The organism is Sphaerotilus natans (assembly GCF_900156335.1).
GTDB classification, from domain to species: domain Bacteria; phylum Pseudomonadota; class Gammaproteobacteria; order Burkholderiales; family Burkholderiaceae_C; genus Sphaerotilus; species Sphaerotilus natans.
The window spans coordinates 37,738-56,803 of sequence record NZ_FTMZ01000027.1 but is presented as its reverse complement, the minus strand read 5'-3'; the positions used below and the strand labels follow the sequence as shown (position 1 = coordinate 56,803).

Here is a 19,066-nt window from a genome sequence, read left to right as displayed (position 1 = left end):
GGCCTGGGCGATGCTGGCCAAGGGCGAGGCGTTCAAACCCGTGACGTGAGCCGATCCGGCCAGTCGAACCGATTTCGAATCTCTCATCCGACACCGTGAAGGAAGAATCTGCCACCGCGTGATGCCTGCGTTGATGGAACAAGGTCAGACCTGCGTGGGGAGTGCTCGTTTAACTTTTGGAGGCGCTCGCAAGAGCAACCTCGGCTAACGAATGGAGCCCCCACGCGCGTCTTTCATCAGGGTCAGCGGCAACAGAAGCCGCAGTAAAGACCGGTTGTAGTTTTGCAGTCCGCACCTTGTTCTCCCTGTCGATCGCTGGTTTCGTGTGTGTGTGTTGGCCAGATCGTTCGAACGCTGCTCAGGCGGGTTTCAATGGAATCCGCTCGGGAAGGTTTTGTTGACTTCGCGGGGATGCCCTTGTAGTAATTTAGACCTCACGGCCCTGCTGTCTAACGCCGTCGCCGCCATCTAACTTGGTGCCGGAACGGCACGCAAGTTGTTGTCGACATTGAAATTTTTCCGCAGCTTGACGCATAAGCTCTCCCTAAATGGACCGTGAAACCCTGCACCGAGCACAGCCAGTCAAGCCGCCTGCACATGGCCGATCAGCATAGCCACCAGCACGTTTTTCGTCTATCAAAGCACGCCTGTCCCCGTCTCGACCCACAAACAGGCGCTGTCGGCACGGCTGTTCCTCTATCGCTGGATGCACTGCTGGCGGCCTGCGCCTGAATCATCGCCCCACCCCCTCCAGCGCCTCCCCCACATACCGCCGTACCTTCGGCGCCTCCGCCCCCAGGTGAAACGCCAGCCGCCGCCCGCGCAGCTGCACGTCGTCGGCCGTGAAGCGCTCCAGCCGGCGCAGGTGCTCGACCCAGGTCTCGTCGACGAAATACTCGACATACCGCCCCGGCCGCTCGGTATCCCGGAACAGCCCCCACGACAGCGCCCCCTGGCGCAGCCGCGCGCGCCGCGTCAGCCGCATCACCTCGGCGAACTCGGCCGCGCGCGCCGGATCGATCAGGTATTCCACCGTCACCATCACCGGCCCCTCGTCCGGGCCGATGTCGGTGGCCGGATTCGGCGGCGAGGCCGGCAGCGCCGGGCGCAGGTCCGCCTCCTGGCCGGAAACGGTGAAGCGGCGCACCGCCAGCAGCACCAGCGGCCCGCAGGCTGCCGACACCATCAGCGCGGTCGGCACCGAAGTCCAGCCCGCCACCTGGCCCCAGACGGCCGCCCCGGCGGCCGATCCGCCCATCAAGGCCATCTGGTAGGTCGACATCCCGCGCGCGCGCACCCAGTTGGGCAGGGCCAGCTGCGCCGACATCGTCAGCGTGTTGGCGGTGGCGATCCACGCCATGCCGGCCAGCGCCATGCCCAGCGCCGCCAGCCACAGCCACGGCGCCAGCGCCACCACCAGCGTCATCCCCGCCACGATCAGCGAGCCGATGGCGACGATGCGGTCGCGGCTGTGGCGCTCGCGCAGGCGCGGCAGCGCCAGCACCGCCGTCATCGCCCCGCCCCCCATGCAGGCCATCAGCAGCGTGAAGCCCCCAGCACCGCCGCCGAGCCGGCGCGCCACCAGCGGCAGCATCGCCGTGAGCGCCGTGCTCAGGAAGAAGAAGACGAACACCCGCAGCAGCACCGCGCGCATGCGCGGGTTCTGCATCACATGCTGCACGCCCACCCGCATCGCACCGACGAAGCGCTCGCCCGGCAGCGCGCTGATGCGCGGGCTGCTCTTCCAGCGCAGGATCTGCACGAAGGCCAGCAGCGACAGCACCGCATTGAGCACGAACACCGCCGCGCTGCCCGAGGCCGCCAGCAACGCGCCGGCCCCGATCGGTCCGAGGATGCGCGAGAGGTTCATCGCCATCGCCTGCAGCGCCAGCGCCCCCGACAGCGAGGCCGTCGGCACGATCTCAGGCACGATGGCCGCGAACACCGGCCAGCGCGCCGCCAGCCCGATGCCGTTGGCGAAGGTCAGCAGCAGCAGCAGGTGCGGCGTGATGCCCTCGGCCAGCGCCAGCAGCGCCAGCAGCGTGGCCACCAGCGCCACCCACAGCTGGGTCGAGGCGAACCAGCGCCGTCGATCGACGATGTCGGCCAGCGCGCCGCTGGGCAGGCCCAGCAGGAAGACCGGCAGGGTCGAGGCGGCCGAGACCAGCGCCACCATCACCGCGCTGTCGGTGAGCTGCGTCATCAGCCAGGCGGCGGCGACGTCGTTCATCCACATCGTCAGGTTGGCCGCCAGCCAGGCCAGCCACAGCATCCGGAACACCGGCAGGCGCAGCGGCTGCAGGGCCTGCGGCAGGCGCTCGGGATCGAGCATCGTCTTCAGCGTCGGGGTCATGCGCGACATCCGGGCATCATGCAAATGAAAAAGGCCCCACGCGGAGGTGGGGCCTTGGCAGGCTCTGCGATCAGGCAGGCATCAGTCGGCGTCCTGGAACGCTTCCTCGCGCTTGTTCTTGATCGAGGGCAGCATCACCACCACGATCATCAGCGCGGCGGCGATCAGCAGGCCGGCCGACAGCGGACGGCTCATGAAGGTCGTCCAGTCGCCACGCGACAGCAGCAGGGCGCGGCGCAGGTTCTCTTCCATCATCGGGCCCAGGATGAAGCCCAGCAGCAGCGGCGCGGGCTCACAGTCGAGCTTGTAGAACAGGTAGCCGATGAAGCCGAAGATCACCGCCATGTACACGTCGAAGTTGTTGTTGTTCAGCGTGTACAGGCCGATGCAGCAGAAGGTCAGGATGGCCGGGAACAGGAAGCGGTAGGGCACCGTCAGCAGGCGGATCCAGATGCCGATCATCGGCAGGTTCAGGATCACCAGCAGCAGGTTGCCGATCCACATCGACGCGATCAGGCCCCAGAACAGCTCGGGGTTGCTCGACATCACCTGCGGGCCGGGCTGAATGCCCTTGATGGTCATCGCGCCCACCATCAGCGCCATCACCGCGTTGGGCGGAATGCCCAGCGTCAGCATCGGGATGAAGCTGGTCTGCGCGCCGGCGTTGTTGGCCGCCTCGGGGCCGGCCACACCGCGGATGTTGCCCTGGCCGAACGGCACTTCGCCGGCACGGCCCTTGGACTTCTTCTCGACGGTGTAGGCCGCGAACGAGGCCAGCAGCGCGCCGCCACCGGGCAGCACGCCCAGGATCGAGCCCAGCGCCGTGCCGCGCAGCACGGCCGGGAAGGCGTCCTTCACGTCCTGCTTGGTCGGCATCAGGCCCTTGACGTCCTTGGTGAAGACCTCGCGCTGCTCGGCCGGGCGGCTCAGGTTGGAGATGATCTCGCCGAAGCCGAACACGCCCATCGCGATGGTCACGAAGCCGATGCCGTCGGTCAGCTCAGGGATGTCGAAGCTGAAGCGCGGCACGCCCGAGATCACGTCGGTGTTGATCTGACCGAGCAGCAGGCCCAGGATGATCATCGAGATCGCCTTGAGCAGCGAGCCCGAGGCCAGCACCACCGCGCCGATCAGGCCCAGCACCATCAGCGAGAAGTACTCGGCCGGGCCGAACTGGAAGGCCAGCTCGGTCAGCGGCGGCGCGAAGGCGGCGATCACCAGCGTGCCCACGCAGCCGGCGAAGAAGGAGCCCAGGCCGGCGGCGGCCAGCGCCGCACCTGCACGGCCGCGGCGGGCCATCTGGTAGCCGTCCAGCGCCGTGACCACCGAGGAGGCCTCGCCGGGCACGTTGATCAGGATCGCGGTGGTCGAGCCGCCGTACTGCGCGCCGTAGTAGATGCCGGCGAGCATGATCAGCGCCGGCGTGGCGTCGAGCGCGTAGATCGACGGCAGCAGCATCGCGATCGTCGCCACCGGACCGAGGCCCGGCAGCACGCCGATCAGCGTGCCCAGCACCGCGCCCATCAGCGCGTAGAACATGTTCTGGAAGGTCGCGGCGGCCTGGAAGCCGAGCGCGAGGTTGTTGATCAGATCCATCGGGTCGTTCTCCGTGTTCTTGGGGCTTCGGACCCGATCAGGCGCCGAGGAAGGTCGGCAGCAGCGGGATCGTCAGGCCCAGGCCCTTCGAGAAAACCGCCCAGGACATGACCGTGAGCAAGGTGGCGTTGAACAGCGCCTCCTTCAGCTTGAACTCGTCACTGGCCATCGAGGAGCCGATCACCAGCAGCGGCAGCGTGACGAACAGACCGGCGCGCGGCAGCAGGAAGCCGAACAGCGCGATGGACCCCAGAATGATCACCAGCTGCTTCCAGGCAAAGGCGCCGACCGGATTGCCGTCGCTCGTCTTGGCCTTGAGCGAGCCCAGCAGCACCAGCGCACCCAGGATGGCCATCAGCACGCCCAGACCGAACGGGAAGTAGGCCGGGCCGGGCCGGGCCGAGTTGCCGAAGCTGTAGTCGAGCGAGCCGACAGCGAAGGCCGTGCCGACCCCGACGAACATCAGCCCCGACCAGAAGTCTCTCTGGTTTCCTATCTTCACGCGTCATCTCCTCAATGTTGGAAATCGGATGCCGCGATTCTAGGAAGCAGCTGATGACGCGCAGCTGTGGGGACCACTTAGCAGGATGCGCGCAAATGATGAGGGAAAACCCTCGATTGCCGCATGTCCACGCGGGTTCCACAAGAAATGCGGGGCGGGCCAGGGCGTGGCGAGCCCTGGCCCGTGCACTTACTGGACCACCAGGTCGCGGATCCAGATGGAACTGTTGAGCGAGCGCAGGCGCACGACGCTTAGACCCGCCGGCAGAGCAGCGCTCAGTGCGCTGCTGGCCACCGGCTGACCCGATGTGCTCGCAGGCAGCGTCCAGGTGCCCGCGGTCTGGCCGTTGATCAGCATCTCCACCTTCGCGCCGGCCGACGCGTCGTAGGTGCGCAGGGAAAACTGGTAGGTGCCAGCCGCAGCGGTGCGCACCGGCAGCAGGATCGATTCGGCAAAGGCCGCCCCTCGGGTGCCCGGTCCGAAGCGGATCGCCTGGCCGTCATAGCCCCAGGAGCCGCTCGCGCCGCCATAGAGCTGGCGGAAGATCTGGGGATCCTGCAGCCACACCGTGCCCGGCACCGTCGCGCCCAGCGTCGCGCTGTTCTTGCGTGTCAGACGGATCGCGTCGATGGCCTGCAGCTTGACGGTGTCGGTGTCCGACACCGTGCTGGTGGCACCCGGCAGCCCGTTGACAAAGTCCCACGGACCTGCGCCGCTGTAGACGTAATAGTTCAGCATCTGCCCCCCATTGGCCTGATAGACCTGATGGGCGGCGTGCATGCGCTCGAGCATGCGCGGATCGGCGTTGTAGGCGGCAGACACCGATCCCGGCCAGCTCGCCGAGCCCAGCGGACTGCCGCCCGGACCCGGTCCGCCCTCGTAGGCGACCGACTTCAGGCCGTAGCCCCGCATCCAGGTCGCGTCGACCGCCGTGCGCGTGGCGAACTGCGGACCGGGCAGACCCTCGAAGAAGGCCGTCATCTGCGCCGGATCGGCCGGATCGGTCGGCTCGGCCGAAGATTCGTAGTAGGCGGCCCCGCCACCGCCCCACCACAGCTCGCTGACCTTGCGAGGTGCCACCGAACTGACGATGCGCACCGTCTGACCGTTGACGGTGCGCATCATGCTGTAGTAGCCCTCGGCCCAGCGCAGCGCCTCGCTCATGTAGGCGTTGCCATCGGCCACCTGGGTGGCCAGGATCGGCCGGACCGTGCTCATCATGGCCGCATCGCCATGGATCTTGCGGAAGGCCAGGCTGACCTGCGAGGAGCGCCAGGCGATCCAGCGGCGGTGGGCGGTGTAGAGGCCGTCCTGGGAGGTCGGATCGACCGCCCCATCATGGTTGATCGGATGGGCGCGTGTCTTGCGCGCAGCATCGGCCAGCCCCAGCGACCAGCCGTAGCCGAAGAAGCCCGGGCTCCAGTTCCACAGCTCGTTGCCCAGCTCGACATAGACCTTCAGTCCGGCCTTGAGCGGCGGCCAGACCGGATTGGCCCGGGCCGTGGTGTAGGGATTGACCCCATCGGAGCCGTAGCGCAGCAGCTGGGCCAGCCGGGTCAGGTAGGCGTCGTCGGCGCGGGTCGGCACATTGATCCACAGATCGTTGCCGGTGGCGTTGGCCAGCTGCACCAGCAGCTCCCAGGGCTGCCCCTTGCCAGCGGCCACGGCGCCGATGTGCCGGGCGTTGGTGCGGCTGGCCCAGGTGATGTCGGCATTGCTGTTGGCCGCGACGAAATCCATGCCGCGAATGACATGGAACTTCTTCATCGCGGCCAGGAATTCGTTCGTGAACAGCACCGAGCCATCGGTCGGATAGCCCGGGCGCCAGAGCCGGACCTCGGTCACACCCGTGTCGAGCGCCGAGCTGGCCGTGCGACGGGTGCTGCCGAAGGTGAGCCAGGCGTTGTCGCGGATCGCCACCGGGATCACCACATCCGCGGTGGTGGTGTTGGTCGCTGCGGTGTAGACCGCGTTCTGGATGAACGGACGCTGGTCCGAGCCATCGGCCGGCGTGCCGGACACACCCAGCACCGCCTGCCCCTTGAAGATCAGCTTGTAGGTGCCCGGCCCCATGCGGGTCGAGGTGAAGATCATCAGCGCGTCGCGCGTCGGCGCGCCGTCGGCATCGACCGGCGCATCGCCCCAGCTGGTGGACCGGAACTGGCTCTCGCGCACCACGTCGGCTGTCGCGAAGGCACCGCTGTAGTAGTTCAGGGCATTGATGCCGATGCCCAGATAGGGCCAGCTGCTGTCGACATCGACGCGGGAAGGCACGGCCACCGCAGCGCGCGCATCAGGCGCCGAGGCATCGATCGTGGCGGCAGGCGGACCCTCGCCGCCGCCACAGGACACAAGACCCAGGGCCAGCAGACTGGCACCGGCACGGCGATGAAGTGAAGTTTGTAGACGCATGGTTTGCGTTTTTTCACTTTCGGCCTGCACTTTCCTGACTCGGCACCGGCGCACCCCCGTCTGACGGCAGAAATTCACGCCAACCGTGACAAAGCGACGGGGACAGCCCTCCCCCGCTCAGCGTGCGGCTGGCGCGGATCGCACGTCATCCTCCCACGCCGGCGTCGAGCGCAGCACCTCGTCAAGCGTGGTCTGGCCCTGCGCGACCAAGCGCAGACCGGCGCGGCGCAGCGGCTGCAGGCCGCCGGCCAGCGCCGCCTGGCGCAGCCGCTTCAGGTCGGGCTCGGCCTGCAGATGCTCGCGCACCGCCGGATCGACCTCGAGCAGCTCGAACAGGCCGAGCCGGCCGCGGTAGCCGGTGTGGCGGCAGGCCGGGCAGCCGACCGGGCGCATCGGCTGCGGCACCTCGTCGGGCGCGAGCAGCGGCAGCCGGCCCAGGGCCTGCTGCAGGGTGTGCAGCGTCAGCGTCTCGTCGGGCGCGCGGCAGTCCGGGCACAGCCGGCGCACCAGCCGCTGCGCCAGCACGCCCGAGAGCGTCGCGCCGATCAGGTAGGCCGGCACGCCCAGGTCGAGCAGCCGCGTCACCGCGCTGGCAGCGTCGTTGGTATGCAGCGTCGAGAACACCAGGTGGCCGGTCAGCGCCGCCTGCACCGCCATCTCGGCGGTGGCCAGGTCGCGGATCTCGCCGACCATGATGATGTCCGGGTCCTGGCGCATCAGCGTGCGCAGGCCGCTGGCGAAGTCGAGCTCGACGGCCGAGTGCACCTGCGTCTGGTTGAAGGCCGGCTCGATCATCTCGATCGGGTCCTCGATGGTGCAGATGTTGACCTCGTCGGTGGCCAGCGCGCGCAGCGTGGCGTAGAGCGTGGTGGTCTTGCCGCTGCCCGTCGGCCCGGTGACCAGCACGATGCCGTGCGGCAGCGCCACCAGGCGCTGCCAGCGCGCGGCGTCCTGCGCGCCGAAGCCCAGCGCCTCGACCGGCTGCACCGCCGTCTCCGGGTCGAAGATGCGCATCACCAGCTTCTCGCCGAAGGCGGTGGGCAGGGTCGACAGGCGCATCTCGATCTCGTCGCCGCGCGGGCTGCGGGTCTTGATGCGGCCGTCCTGGGGCCGGCGACGCTCGATCACGTCCATGCGCGCGAGCAGCTTGATGCGCGCGGTCACCGCGGCCATCACGCTTTGCGGCAGCTGGTAGGCGGTGTGCAGCACGCCGTCGATGCGCAGTCGGATCAGGCACTGCTCGCGCCGGGGCTCGAGGTGGATGTCGCTGGCGCGCTGCTCGAAGGCGTAGGTCCACAGCCAGTCGACCAGCTGCACCACGCCCTGGTCGTTGGCGTCGAGCGGGCGGTGCTTGCCCAGCTCGACCAGCTGCTCGAAGTTGACCCCGCCCAGGCTGGCCTCGCCGGTCTTGCGCGCCACCTTGACCGACTGGGCCAGCCGGTAGAACTCGGCCGTGTAGCGCGCCAGCTCCAGCGGACTGCAGACCACCCGACGGATCTTGCGCCGGGTGTGGCGGGCGATCTCCTCGACCCAGTCGGTGACGAAGGGCTCGGCGGTGGCGATCACCACCTCGGTGGCGCCGACCTGCACCGGCAGCACCCCGCGGCGCTCGGCGTAGCCGGCCGACATCACCTCGGTGACCCGCGCGACATCGACCTTCAGCGGATCGATGCGCAGATAGGGCAGCCCGGCGCGCTGCGCCAGCCAGCGCGTCAGCGCCTCCAGATCGAGCGGCCGGCCGTCGCGCGCATCGACCAGGCTGGCCCCGGCCAGGCGCACCAGCGGATGCTGAGCGCTGTCGCCCGCGCCGAGGCGCTGCGCGAGCTGCACCGCCTCGTCCGGGCGCACCCGGCCGTCCTCGACCAGCCAGCCCAGCATCGGACGCCAGCTCAGCGGCCCGCCCGGCTCGGTGGCCGCCGGCACCGCGCGCCGCCCCGCCGCCGGGGGTGGCACCCGCGCCGGGCCGCTCATTCGGACGGCTCCGCCACGGACGGCGCAACCTTGGGCTTGCGGGGCGCGCGCACCGGCGGCAGCGGCTGGATCAGCCCCAGCCAGCGCACCGCCTTCAGGCCGCAGCGCGCGGTGACGGCCTCGGCGCGCTCGCGCAGCACCGCCTCGTCGGGGATTGTGCCGGCGCGCACCGCCAGCACGATGGTGTTGCCCTCGGGCGTGGGCGCGAGCATGCGCACCGTGCCACCCGACGCGGCAAACGCCGCCTCAATGCGCCGCGCGCTGCGTGAGAAACTGGCGTTGCGGCCGAACAGGTTGACCGTCATCACGCCGCCCTCCGTCAGCAGGTCGTGGCAGCCGCGGTAGAACGCGTCGTCGTCGAGCACCGGTGCGGCCGCCTCGTGGTCGTAGAGGTCGACGCTCAGCACGTCGGCGCTGCCGTGGTGAGCCGGATCCTGCACCCAGGCGCCGGCGTCGGCCACCTGCACCGACAGGCGCTCGTCGTCGGCCGGCAGCCGGAACCACTGCCGGCACGCCGCCACCACCTGCGCGTTGAGCTCGACCGCGGTGGTCTTCAGCCCCAGCTCGCCGTGGCAGAAGCGCGTCAACGCCGCCGCGCCCAGGCCGAGCTGCACCACGCGGGTGTCGTCGAGCGCGGCCGGATCGCGCAGCAGCAGCCAGGCCATCATGCGCTGCACATAGTCGAGCTCGAGCGCCCGCGGCTTGCGCAGCCGCATCGCGCCCTGCACCCACGGCGTGTCGCCCAGGTGCAGGTAGCGCACGCCATCGAACTCGGAAATCGTCGCGGAAGGCAGCTCGCCGTCACGGCGGCGGGAACGGGAAGCGGAAGTCATGCCAGATCGTAGCGCGCGAATGTTTCCCGCCAGGCCGCGAGCTTGCGCTCGAAGGACCAGCCGGCGTTGGCCGGACTGGTCGAGGGCAGGCGATGCACCGCGAAGCCCATGGCCTGCAGCCGGCGCATCGTGCGCGCCGACTCCGCGCCGTTGTGCGCCACCGCCTCCAGCACCGGCGCGATGCGGCGCAGGCCGGCCAGGTCGTTGAGCTCGGCCGCCTCGATCGCGCTGTCCAGGCTGCCCTCGCGCCGCACCCGGGCGTAGACATCCCACAGCCCCAGCCCGCGCTCGCGCAGCACCTCAAGCCGCTCGGAATACGGCAAGGCTCGCAGCTCCTGCCCCCACAGCGCCGACAGGATCGGCCAGAACTGGTTGCGCGGATGGGCGTAGTACTGCTGCTGCGCCAGCGAGGCCACGCCGGGAAAGCTGCCCAGCACCATCAGCCGGGTGCGCGGCCCCACGACCGGCCCGAAGCCGGCCAGTGGCAGGGCCTCGTCGGCCCGGAGGGCGGTGTTCATGCGTCCGGCCCGATCAGCGCCGCCAGCCCCGGCAGCGCGGCGCAGGCATTGGCGCGGGTGATCGCGGCCGTCTCCGTCAGGCTCCAGCCGCGCAGCGCCGCCAGCGTCTCGGCGATGTGCGGCAGCTCGGCGGGCTCGTTGCGGCTGCTCGCGCCGGCCGCACGCTCGGCGGCGGTGCGGTAGAGCCAGTGCGGCGGGATGTCGGGCGCGTCCGTCTCCAGCACGATCGCCTCGGCCGGCAGCGTCGCGGCCAGGCGCCGGATCTGCAGCGCCCGGTCGAAGGTCATCGCGCCGCCGAAGCCCAGCTTCAGGCCCAGGTCGACGAAGGCGCGCGCCTGCTGCTCGCTGCCGTTGAACGCGTGCGCGATGCCCCCGCGCACCGGATGGCGGCGCAGCAGCGCCAGCACCGCATCGGCCGAGCGGCGCACATGCAGGATGACCGGCAGGTCATGGCGGCGGGCCAGCTTCAGCTGCTCGGCCAGGAAATGGCGCTGGCGCGCCGCGTCCAGGCCGGGCTCGAAGCCATCGATGCCGATCTCGCCCACCGCCACCCGCCGGGGGTCGGCCTGCGTGGCCGCCAGCATCGCGTCCAGCCGCACCAGCGAATCCTCAGGCTCGGCCGCGCCGGTCCACAGCGGATGCAGGCCGAGCGCATAGGGCTGGCCGGTGCGCTCGGCCAGACGCCGCAGCGGCTCGAAATGGTCGGCGGTGACCGCCGGCAGCACCAGGCAGGACACGCCCGCCGAGTGCGCGCGGGCCCGCACCGCCTCGCGGTCGGCGTCGAACTCGGGAGCGTCGAGGTGACAGTGGGTATCGATCCAGAGTGGCATCAGCCCGGCAGGGTCAGCGCATGTGGCGCGAGAGCTTTTCGCGGGCACGACGCATCGCGCCGCGCACCTGGCCTTCGTCGAGGCCGAGCGTCGAATGGTAGCGCCCGAGCAGCTCGGCCAGCGCTGAGGGCTGGTTGGGCGGCGGCAGATCGGTGATCTTCAGGACCGCGTTGGCAAAGGTGCCGATCAGCCGCGACCAGCCCTCGACCGTCTCGGGCGTGCGCACCACCGCCTCCTCGCTGAGCGGCCGCACCAGCAGCCGCAAGGGCTCGGCCAGCCCCAGCAGCCGGATGAAAGCCACCGCCAGCGTCTGCAGGTCCACCCCCAGCACCGACATCGCGGCCAGATCCGGCGTAACCGGCTTGTCCGTGCCCTGGCTGGAGAGCACCAGTCGCTGGATCTGGGCAATCTCGTCGGGAAAGTGGTACAGCCCCAGCACCATGCCGAAGTTCTGGAAGATGGCCGCCAGCGAGGCGTTCTCCGCATCCGCCCCCCCCGGCGCAATCTCGACGGCCAGATGGCCGGCCAGATGCGCGCGGTCCATCGCCTGGACCAGCAAGGGCGCATGGTGCTGCTTGGCGGTGCCGGGCCACTGCTTCTGGCTGCCGGCCACCCGGCGCAGTCCGTCGGTGCCCAGCAGCGCCATCGCCCGCTTGACGCTGGTGACCGCCGCCCCCTCGCCCGCCACCGCCATCTCGCTGGCATTGGCCGCACGCAGCATCGACAGGGTCAGGGCCAGGTCCTGGCGCAGCACCTCGACCATCTCGTCGAGCCGGCCCTTGTCCATGCCGACGATGTGCGTCACCCGCTTGCTCAGGCCTTCCATCGCGGGCAGGTGGCCGTTGCGCTTGAGCTGGGCCTGCAGCATCTCGTCGAAGCCGCCGTCCTCCGGGTACTCGGTCGCACGCCAGCCACTGATCGCCCGGTGGAAGCTGCGCGCATGGATGAACCGTCGCTGCGGGTTGATCTCGACGGCGCGGTCAAGCATCAGGCGCAGCGAGTCGGCGATCGGCATCGGCAACTCTTGCGGCAGGCGCAGGTCGCTGGTGGGCCAGCGGTCGAGCAAGGTGGGCAGGTCAGCCTCGCCATGCGGAGGGGCCCCTTGGATCCAATGCTGGATGAGCAGGCAGGCCGCTGCCACCTCGCGCCCAAACAGGCCGCCGCCCAGACCCCCGGCCGTGGGAATGCCCTGAGAACGGGCCCCGGCAATGGCCACCCCCAAGCCCAGGCCCCACAGTGAAATCCGGTCATTGGCATCGAAGGACAGGGTGTGCAGCCCCAGGTCACCGTGCGAGATGCTGCCCTCATGGGCGTAGGACAGCCCCTCGAGTAGCTCGCAGCCATTGCGCACCAGCGAGCGCAACGCCGACGGCGTGAAGTTCTCCTCGACCCGCGACGGCAGCAGCGCCGGGTCGCACAGGCAGCTGACATACGGGAATCGATCAACGCAACCCACGTCGTGCACCGGCAGCAAGCGCGGATGACTCAGCTGCGATGCGCGCTTGGCATCGTCGACACAGCGCGCCCGCAGCGCATCCGAGTTGACCGGATGGCGCGCAGCCAACAGGCGCACGGGGGCCCCCGTGCGGTTGTCTCGTGCCAGCCAGGCGATCGTCAGCGTGCTGCCACCGATCGGTCGCATCAGGGTGTAGTGGCCGAAATTGCGGGCGGCTGCAGCGGCAGGTGCGGCGGCAGGCGCTGCGGCAGGCGGGCCCGAGGCGGTGGAGACTTCCTGGTTCATGTCGACGTTCTTCTGATGGAGATGCCGCGGCGAAAACAGCTCGGCCCGCGTGCCCTGGGCATCAGTGCAGGCACACGGACCACGACCGCAGAGCGGACTCCGCAGGGTCTGCCACGGGTATCGGCTGGTTCATGCCAAAATCACAGACATCTTTTCCCCCTGTCATCAGCGACGGACCCTCCATGAGCAGCGATCTCATCAAACACATCTCCGATGCCTCCTTCGAAGCCGACGTGCTCAACGCCAATCTGCCCGTCTTGGTCGATTTCTGGGCTGAATGGTGCGGTCCCTGCAAGATGATCGCTCCGGCCCTGGACGCGCTGGCCGGCGAGCTCAACGGCCAGGTGCTCATCACGAAAATGAACGTCGACGACAACCGCGACGTGCCGGCCCGCTTCGGCATCCGCGGCATCCCGACGCTGATGATCTTCAAGGGCGGCGACCTGGCCGCCACCAAGGTCGGCGCGCTGAACAAGGCGCAGTTGACCGATTTCATCAAGTCCAACCTATAATTCGTTCCACCTGCAGCGGCGCCCGTCGCTGCAGCCATGACGAATGCCACTGCGCGCCGGTCATTCCAGCCGGATTTGCAGCTCCTGACGCAGATGCTGGAGCGCGCAGCGTCGGCTCCCTCCTCCCGCATTTTCCTGATCCCACTGGTGGGCTGCCGTGCGCAGCGCAACGGCGAGAACCGGCAGACGTGCAGGACAGGGAGTCCGACCCCTTCGGCCTGTCCGGCTGGCACCGGCAAGGCCTGATTTCAGGGCCCGACCCTATGCACCTTTCCGAACTCAAGGCTCAACACATCTCGGCGCTCGTCCGGATGGCGGAGACGCTCGAGATCGAGAATGCCAGCCGCCTGCGCAAGCAGGAGCTGATGTTCGCGATCATGAAGAAGCGCGCCAAGCAGGGCGAGCAGATCTTCGGCGACGGCGTGCTCGAAGTGCTGCCCGACGGCTTCGGCTTCCTGCGCTCGCCCGACACCAGCTTCCTGGCGTCGACCGACGACATCTACCTGTCGCCCAGCCAGATCCGCCGCTTCAACCTCCACACCGGCGACATGATCGAGGGCGAGGTGCGCGTGCCGAAGGACGGCGAGCGCTACTTCGCGCTGGTCAAGGTCGACCGCGTCAACAACCTGACGCCGGAGGAGTCGAAGAACAAGATCATGTTCGAGAACCTGACCCCGCTGTTTCCCAAGGAACAGTTCAGGCTCGAGCGTGACATCCGCGGCGAGGAGAACATCACCAGCCGCATCATCGACCTGATCGCGCCGATCGGCAAAGGCCAGCGCGCGCTGCTAGTCGCGCCCCCGAAGAGCGGCAAGACGGTGATGATGCAGCACCTCGCGCACGCGCTGGTGGCCAACAATCCCGACGTGCACCTGATCGTCCTGCTGGTCGACGAGCGCCCCGAGGAAGTGACCGAGATGCAGCGCACCGTGCGCGGCGAGGTCATCAGCTCGACCTTCGACGAGCCGGCCGCCCGCCACGTGCAGGTCGCCGAGATGGTGATCGAGCGCGCCAAGCGCCTGGTCGAGCTGCGCAAGGACGTGATCATCCTGCTGGACTCGATCACCCGCCTGGCACGCGCCTACAACAACGTCCTGCCCTCCTCTGGCAAGGTGCTGACCGGCGGCGTCGACGCGGGCGCGCTGCAGCGCCCCAAGCGCTTCTTCGGCGCCGCCCGCAACGTCGAGGAAGGCGGCTCGCTGACCATCATCGGCACCGCGCTGGTCGACACCGGCAGCCGCATGGACGAGGTGATCTACGAGGAATTCAAGGGCACCGGCAACTGCGAGATCCATCTGGACCGCCGCATGGCCGAGAAGCGCGTCTACCCGTCGATCCTGCTGAACAAGTCCGGCACGCGGCGCGAGGAGCTGCTGCTCAAGCCCGAGATCCTGCAGAAGACCTGGATCCTGCGCAAGCTGCTCTACCCGATGGACGAGATCGAGGCGATGGAGTTCATCCTCAACAAGATGAAGGCCACGAAGAGCAACCTCGACTTCTTCGACATGATGCGCCGCGGCGGCTGAAGCCACCGCACTGATGCGCGCCCTTCCCGTGCAGGGCCTGCACGGGCTATAATCGAGGTTTTTCCGCTGTCGGAAAGTGCTGCTACGCATGGTGCGGGCGGTGGCTCCCGGCACCACAGCGAGCATTCCCATGAAAGACGGCATCCACCCGAACTACCGCGACGTCTGCTTCGTCGACCTGTCCAACGGCTTCCAGTTCGTGACGCGTTCCTGCGCTCCGACCCGGGAAAAGATCACGCTGGAAGACGGCCGCGAGCTGCCGCTGTTCAAGCTGGAAACCACCAGCGAGACGCACCCGTTCTACACCGGCCAGCAAAAGAGCGTCGACAACCTGGGCGGTCGCGTCGAGAAGTTCCGCAACAAGTTCAAGGTCGGCATCAAGCGCTGATCGATCGATCTCCGGGCCACCGGAATCGATGCGCACCCGTCCACCGAGGGTGCGCGCCACGAAGGCAGCCCGACATGGCTGCCTTTTTTGTTGCCTGACGCGCCCGTCGCCGTGACCGATACCCGCCCCACCCCTGCCCTGGTCTCGCAGCGCGCCGTCGTGCGGCTGCCCCGGCTGGCGCTGCTGCTGTTCTGCGCGGCCTATCTGCTGCCCGGCGTCTTCGGCCGCGACCCCTGGAAGAATGCCGACATCGCCGCCTACGGCTACATGACCAGCCTGCTGCGCGGCGAGTCAAGCTGGCTGCAGCCCGCGATCGCCGGGCTGGTGGCCGAGGGCGGCGTGCTGCCCTACTGGCTCGGCGCGGCCTCGATGGCGCTGCTGACACCGCTGGGACTGGATCCGGCACTGGCGGCGCGCCTGCCCTTCGCGCTGCTGCTGGCCGCGACGATGGCGCTGGTCTGGTATGCCACGCTGCATCTGGCCCGGACCGAAGCCGCACAGCCGCTGGCCTTCGCCTTCGGCGGCGAAGCCCATCCGGTCGACTATGCGCGCGCGATCGCCGATGGCGCGCTGCTGGCCCTGATCGCCTCGCTCGGCCTGCTGCAGCTCGGTCACGAGACCACGCCGGAGCTGGTGCAGCTGGCCGCCACCGCCCTGCTGCTCTATGGCCTGGCGGTCAGTCCGTACAAGACCTGGCATGGCCGGATCGCGGTACTGCTGGCGCCGGCCCTGCTGGCGGCCAGCGGCGCAGCCACCACCGGCCTGCTGCTGGCCCTGGCCGGCATGCTGATCAGTCGGCGCTCGAGCTATGCAGATGCTCGCCGCCAGGTTCCCTGGCTGCTGGCCGGCGCCCTGCTGGCCGGCATCGTCGCGACGCTGCTGCAGGCCTGGGCCTGGCGACTGGCGCCGCTGCGCGATCCGGCCAGCCTGGCGCGGCTGCTGATCTGGTTCACCTGGCCGGTCTGGCCGCTGGCCGGATGGACGCTGTGGCACTGGCGCCGTCATCTGCTCAAGCGCCATCTGTCGGTGCCGCTGGCGGTGCTGCTGATCGCGCTGGCGGCGAGCATCGGCATGGGCGGATCGGACCGTGCGCTGATGCTGGCGCTGCCGGCACTGGCGATCATGGCCGCCTTCGCGCTGCCCACGCTCAGGCGCAGCGTCGGCGCGGCGATCGACTGGTTCTCGGTCTTCTTCTTCAGCGCCTGCGCGCTGACGGTGTGGGTGCTCTACCTGTCGATGCATGCCGGCATCCCGGCGCGGCCGGCCGGCAACATCATGAAGCTCGCCCCCGGCTTCGAGCCGGTGTTCCAGCCGCTGGCGCTGCTGGCGGCCCTGGCGGGCACGCTGGCCTGGCTGGCCCTGGTGCGCTGGCGCACCGGGCGCCACCGCCAGGCGCTGTGGAAGACCCTGGTGCTGCCGGCCGGCGGCGTGGCGCTGAGCTGGCTGCTGACGATGACGCTGCTGCTGCCGGTGCTCGACTACGCACGCAGCTATCGGCCGATGGTGCGCCAGATCGCGCAGCAGGTGCCGGCGGGTGCCTGCCTGGTCGCGCCCGAGTTCAGCCGCGGCCAGCTGGCCGCGCTGGAGGTGCACGGCCGCTGGACGCTGACCCGCGACCCGCGCCGCACCGACTGCCGCTGGCTGGTGCTGGCGCAAGGCGAGCGCATCGGCACCGAGCCGCAGCGCCAGCGCAGTCCGGTGCTGGCGGGCTGGCAGCTGCAGACCCGGGTGCGCCGCCCGACCGACCGCGACGAAGTGATCCTGATCTACCGGCGCAGCTCCTGAGCCTGCGCGGCCTCGGCCACCGCCCGGTGCACCCGGACCCGGGAGGCCGGGAACAGGATGCGGAAGGTCGAGCCCTCGCCGATCTGGCTGTCGATCGTCAGCTCGGCGCCATGGCGCTGCACCACATGCTTGACGATGGACAGGCCCAGGCCAGTGCCGCCGGTCTCGCGCGAGCGGCTGCCGTCGATCCGGTAGAAGCGCTCGGTCAGTCGCGGCAGATGGTCGCGCGCGATGCCGATGCCGCTGTCCTTGACCTCGAACACCGCGCCGCCGCCCGGGCGAAGCTGCCAGCCGATCGAGATCCGGCCCTCGTCGGGCGTGTAGCGCACCGCGTTGCTGGCCAGATTGGTCATCGCCGACAGCAGCTCGCTGAGATTGCCCGCCAGCTCCACGCCCGCCAGATCGGCGTCGCCGGTCTCGGGCAGGCGGATCAGGTGCCGACCGCGCGACAGCCCTTGCGTCTCGACGCCGATCTGCTCGATCAGGTCGGCCACCGGATGCCAGTCGTCGGGCGCGGGCTGCGGACTGCCCTCCAGGCGCGCCAGCGTCAGCAGGTCCGTCACCAGGGTCTGCATGCGCCGGGTCTGCTGGGTCATCAGCTGCAGCATGCGCTCGCGGTCATCGGGTCCGAGCGGCAGCGTGGCCATCGTCTCGACGAAGCCGGCCAGCACCGTCAGCGGCGTGCGGATCTCGTGCGAGACATTGGCGACGAAGTCGCGCCGCATCGCCTCGTTGCGCTGGCGCTCGGTCACATCCTGCGTCAGCACCAGCCGCTGGCCGACGCTGCCGTAGCGGCGCACCAGCACCGACAGCAGAAGCTGCGCGGGCTGGCTGCCCGCCATCAGCAGCGGCTCGGTGCTGCCCGACTGCAGCGCCGCGACAAAGGCCGGTGTTCGCACCAGATTGGTGATGCGCTGGCCGATGTCACGCTCGGGATCCAGCCCCAGATGAACGGCGGCCACCTGGCTGACCCAGACGATCTGCTCGTCGGCGTCGAGCAGCAGCACGCCGTTGGGCGAGGCCTCGATCGCGCTGAGGAACTCCTCGCGCCGACGCCGCTCGAGCTGCATGCGCTGCTCGCGCTGCAGCAGCGCGCGCTCGGTCCGGTAGGCCAGCTCGCCCCAGAGTTCGCCGTCGCGCGGGGCCTCGGCCTCCATGTTGCCGCGCATCCAGCGCATCAGCCGTCCGGCACGGCGGGCATCGCGCCAGCCGGCCCAGGCCGCACCCAGCAGCGCGCCGGCCCAGGTGCCCAGCACTGGCGCACCCAGCTTCAGCCCGACCACCCCGCCGACCAGCGCCAGCAGGCTCAGGCTCAGCAGCAGCGACAGCAGGCGCTTGAGCGCCAGACTCATGATGTGGAACCTTCCCTGTCCTGTCGTCTCTCGCGCAGCCCGGCTCAGCCGGCGGCGGGACGATCCTTCAGCAAGCGGTAGCCGGCGCCCCGCACCGTCTCGATCATGCGCCCGGCATCGACCGGCATCAGCGACTCGCGCAGCCGCTTGATGTGGACATCGACGGTGCGCTCCTCGATGAAGACATGGTCGCCCCAGACCCGGTCGAGCAGCTGCGAGCGGCTGTGGACCCGCTCCGGATGGCTCATCAGGTGCTGGATCAGCCGGAACTCGGTCGGACCGAGCTTGACCGGCCGGCCATCGACCTCGAGCCGATGGGCTGCCTGGTCGAGCCGCAGCGGCCCGACCTGCAGCTGCCCCTCGGCCAGCGCGGCCGGCGCACGCCGGCGCAGCACCGCGCGGATGCGCGCCATCAGCTCGCCCGGCGAGAAGGGCTTGACCAGATAGTCGTCGGCGCCGGCATCGAGCCCGGCGATCATGTCGGCCTCGTCGCCGCGTGCGGTGAGCATCAGGATCGGCAGTTCGCGGGTGCGCGCGGCCGCGCGCCAGTGGCGCGCCAGCTCCAGGCCGGAGCCCCCGGGCAGCATCCAGTCCAGCACCACCAGATCGGGCAGCACCGCGTCGACCGCCGCGCGCGCCTGCGGCACCGTGCCGGCCTGCGTCACCTCATGGCCGGCATGGCGCAGATGGATCGCGATCAGCTCGGCGATCGCCGGCTCGTCCTCGACGATCAGCGTGCGGGTCACG

15 protein-coding genes are annotated in these 19,066 nt (G+C 69.6%); 4 read left to right on the top strand and 11 right to left on the bottom strand.

Annotated features, from left to right (window positions below):
- Positions 1–733: 733 nt before the first annotated feature.
- From BW996_RS18815 to BW996_RS18775, 9 genes are all read right to left on the bottom strand, one after another.
- On the bottom strand, positions 734–2,353 hold the full coding sequence (locus BW996_RS18815) for an MFS transporter (protein WP_081837916.1): 1,620 nt from the start codon (positions 2,351–2,353) through the stop codon (positions 734–736).
- Positions 2,354–2,434: 81 nt separating this feature from the next.
- Complete coding sequence (locus tag BW996_RS18810) at positions 2,435–3,949, bottom strand: tripartite tricarboxylate transporter permease (protein ID WP_037477685.1); 1,515 nt, start codon at positions 3,947–3,949, stop codon at positions 2,435–2,437.
- A 37-nt stretch (positions 3,950–3,986) separates the two neighbouring features.
- A complete protein-coding gene (locus BW996_RS18805; RefSeq protein ID WP_037477687.1) occupies positions 3,987–4,451 on the bottom strand; it encodes a tripartite tricarboxylate transporter TctB family protein in 465 nt (154 codons plus the stop codon).
- 189 nt (positions 4,452–4,640) lie between these two features.
- Entirely contained in the window at positions 4,641–6,731 is a 2,091-nt protein-coding gene (locus BW996_RS18800; protein WP_139330948.1) for a carbohydrate-binding protein, read from the bottom strand.
- 249 nt (positions 6,732–6,980) lie between these two features.
- A complete protein-coding gene (locus BW996_RS18795; protein ID WP_037477691.1) occupies positions 6,981–8,834 on the bottom strand; it encodes a GspE/PulE family protein in 1,854 nt (617 codons plus the stop codon).
- The gene (locus BW996_RS18790; RefSeq protein WP_051631464.1) at positions 8,831–9,667 is read right to left on the bottom strand and encodes a spermine/spermidine synthase domain-containing protein; all 837 of its coding nucleotides are present in this window, start codon (positions 9,665–9,667) and stop codon (positions 8,831–8,833) included. The genes BW996_RS18795 and BW996_RS18790 overlap by 4 nt, the downstream gene beginning before the upstream one ends.
- The gene (locus BW996_RS18785) at positions 9,664–10,185 is read right to left on the bottom strand and encodes a DNA-deoxyinosine glycosylase (protein WP_037477693.1); all 522 of its coding nucleotides are present in this window, start codon (positions 10,183–10,185) and stop codon (positions 9,664–9,666) included. The genes BW996_RS18790 and BW996_RS18785 overlap by 4 nt, the downstream gene beginning before the upstream one ends.
- Positions 10,182–11,015, bottom strand: a complete 834-nt coding sequence (locus BW996_RS18780) for a TatD family hydrolase (RefSeq protein ID WP_037477695.1) — start codon at positions 11,013–11,015, stop codon at positions 10,182–10,184. Before BW996_RS18780 ends, BW996_RS18785 begins: the two co-directional genes overlap by 4 nt.
- Positions 11,016–11,028: 13 nt before the next feature.
- On the bottom strand, positions 11,029–12,756 hold the full coding sequence (locus tag BW996_RS18775) for an HDOD domain-containing protein (protein ID WP_037477697.1): 1,728 nt from the start codon (positions 12,754–12,756) through the stop codon (positions 11,029–11,031).
- 182 nt (positions 12,757–12,938) lie between these two features.
- On the opposite strand from BW996_RS18775, the gene trxA reads away from it, so the two are divergent.
- From trxA to BW996_RS18755, 4 genes are all read left to right on the top strand, one after another.
- Positions 12,939–13,268: a thioredoxin TrxA gene (gene trxA, locus BW996_RS18770; protein WP_037477699.1), complete on the top strand. Its 330-nt coding sequence runs from the start codon at positions 12,939–12,941 to the stop codon at positions 13,266–13,268.
- A 263-nt stretch (positions 13,269–13,531) separates the two neighbouring features.
- Complete coding sequence (rho, locus tag BW996_RS18765; RefSeq protein ID WP_037477702.1) at positions 13,532–14,794, top strand: transcription termination factor Rho; 1,263 nt, start codon at positions 13,532–13,534, stop codon at positions 14,792–14,794.
- 130 nt (positions 14,795–14,924) lie between these two features.
- Entirely contained in the window at positions 14,925–15,182 is a 258-nt protein-coding gene (locus BW996_RS18760; protein WP_037477772.1) for a type B 50S ribosomal protein L31, read from the top strand.
- Between the two features lie 111 nt (positions 15,183–15,293).
- Positions 15,294–16,967 carry a glycosyltransferase family protein gene (locus BW996_RS18755; protein WP_037477704.1) on the top strand — a complete coding sequence of 558 codons (1,674 nt, stop codon included), beginning with the start codon at positions 15,294–15,296 and terminating at the stop codon, positions 16,965–16,967.
- Here the strand turns inward: BW996_RS18755 and phoR are convergent.
- Together phoR and phoB are read right to left on the bottom strand one after the other, a co-directional pair.
- Entirely contained in the window at positions 16,949–18,319 is a 1,371-nt protein-coding gene (phoR, locus tag BW996_RS18750) for a phosphate regulon sensor histidine kinase PhoR (RefSeq protein WP_081837913.1), read from the bottom strand. The two genes, BW996_RS18755 and phoR, sit on opposite strands and share 19 nt — an antisense overlap.
- 44 nt (positions 18,320–18,363) lie before the next feature.
- Positions 18,364–19,065: a phosphate regulon transcriptional regulator PhoB gene (gene phoB / locus BW996_RS18745; protein WP_037477706.1), complete on the bottom strand. Its 702-nt coding sequence runs from the start codon at positions 19,063–19,065 to the stop codon at positions 18,364–18,366.
- Position 19,066 lies beyond the last annotated feature (1 nt).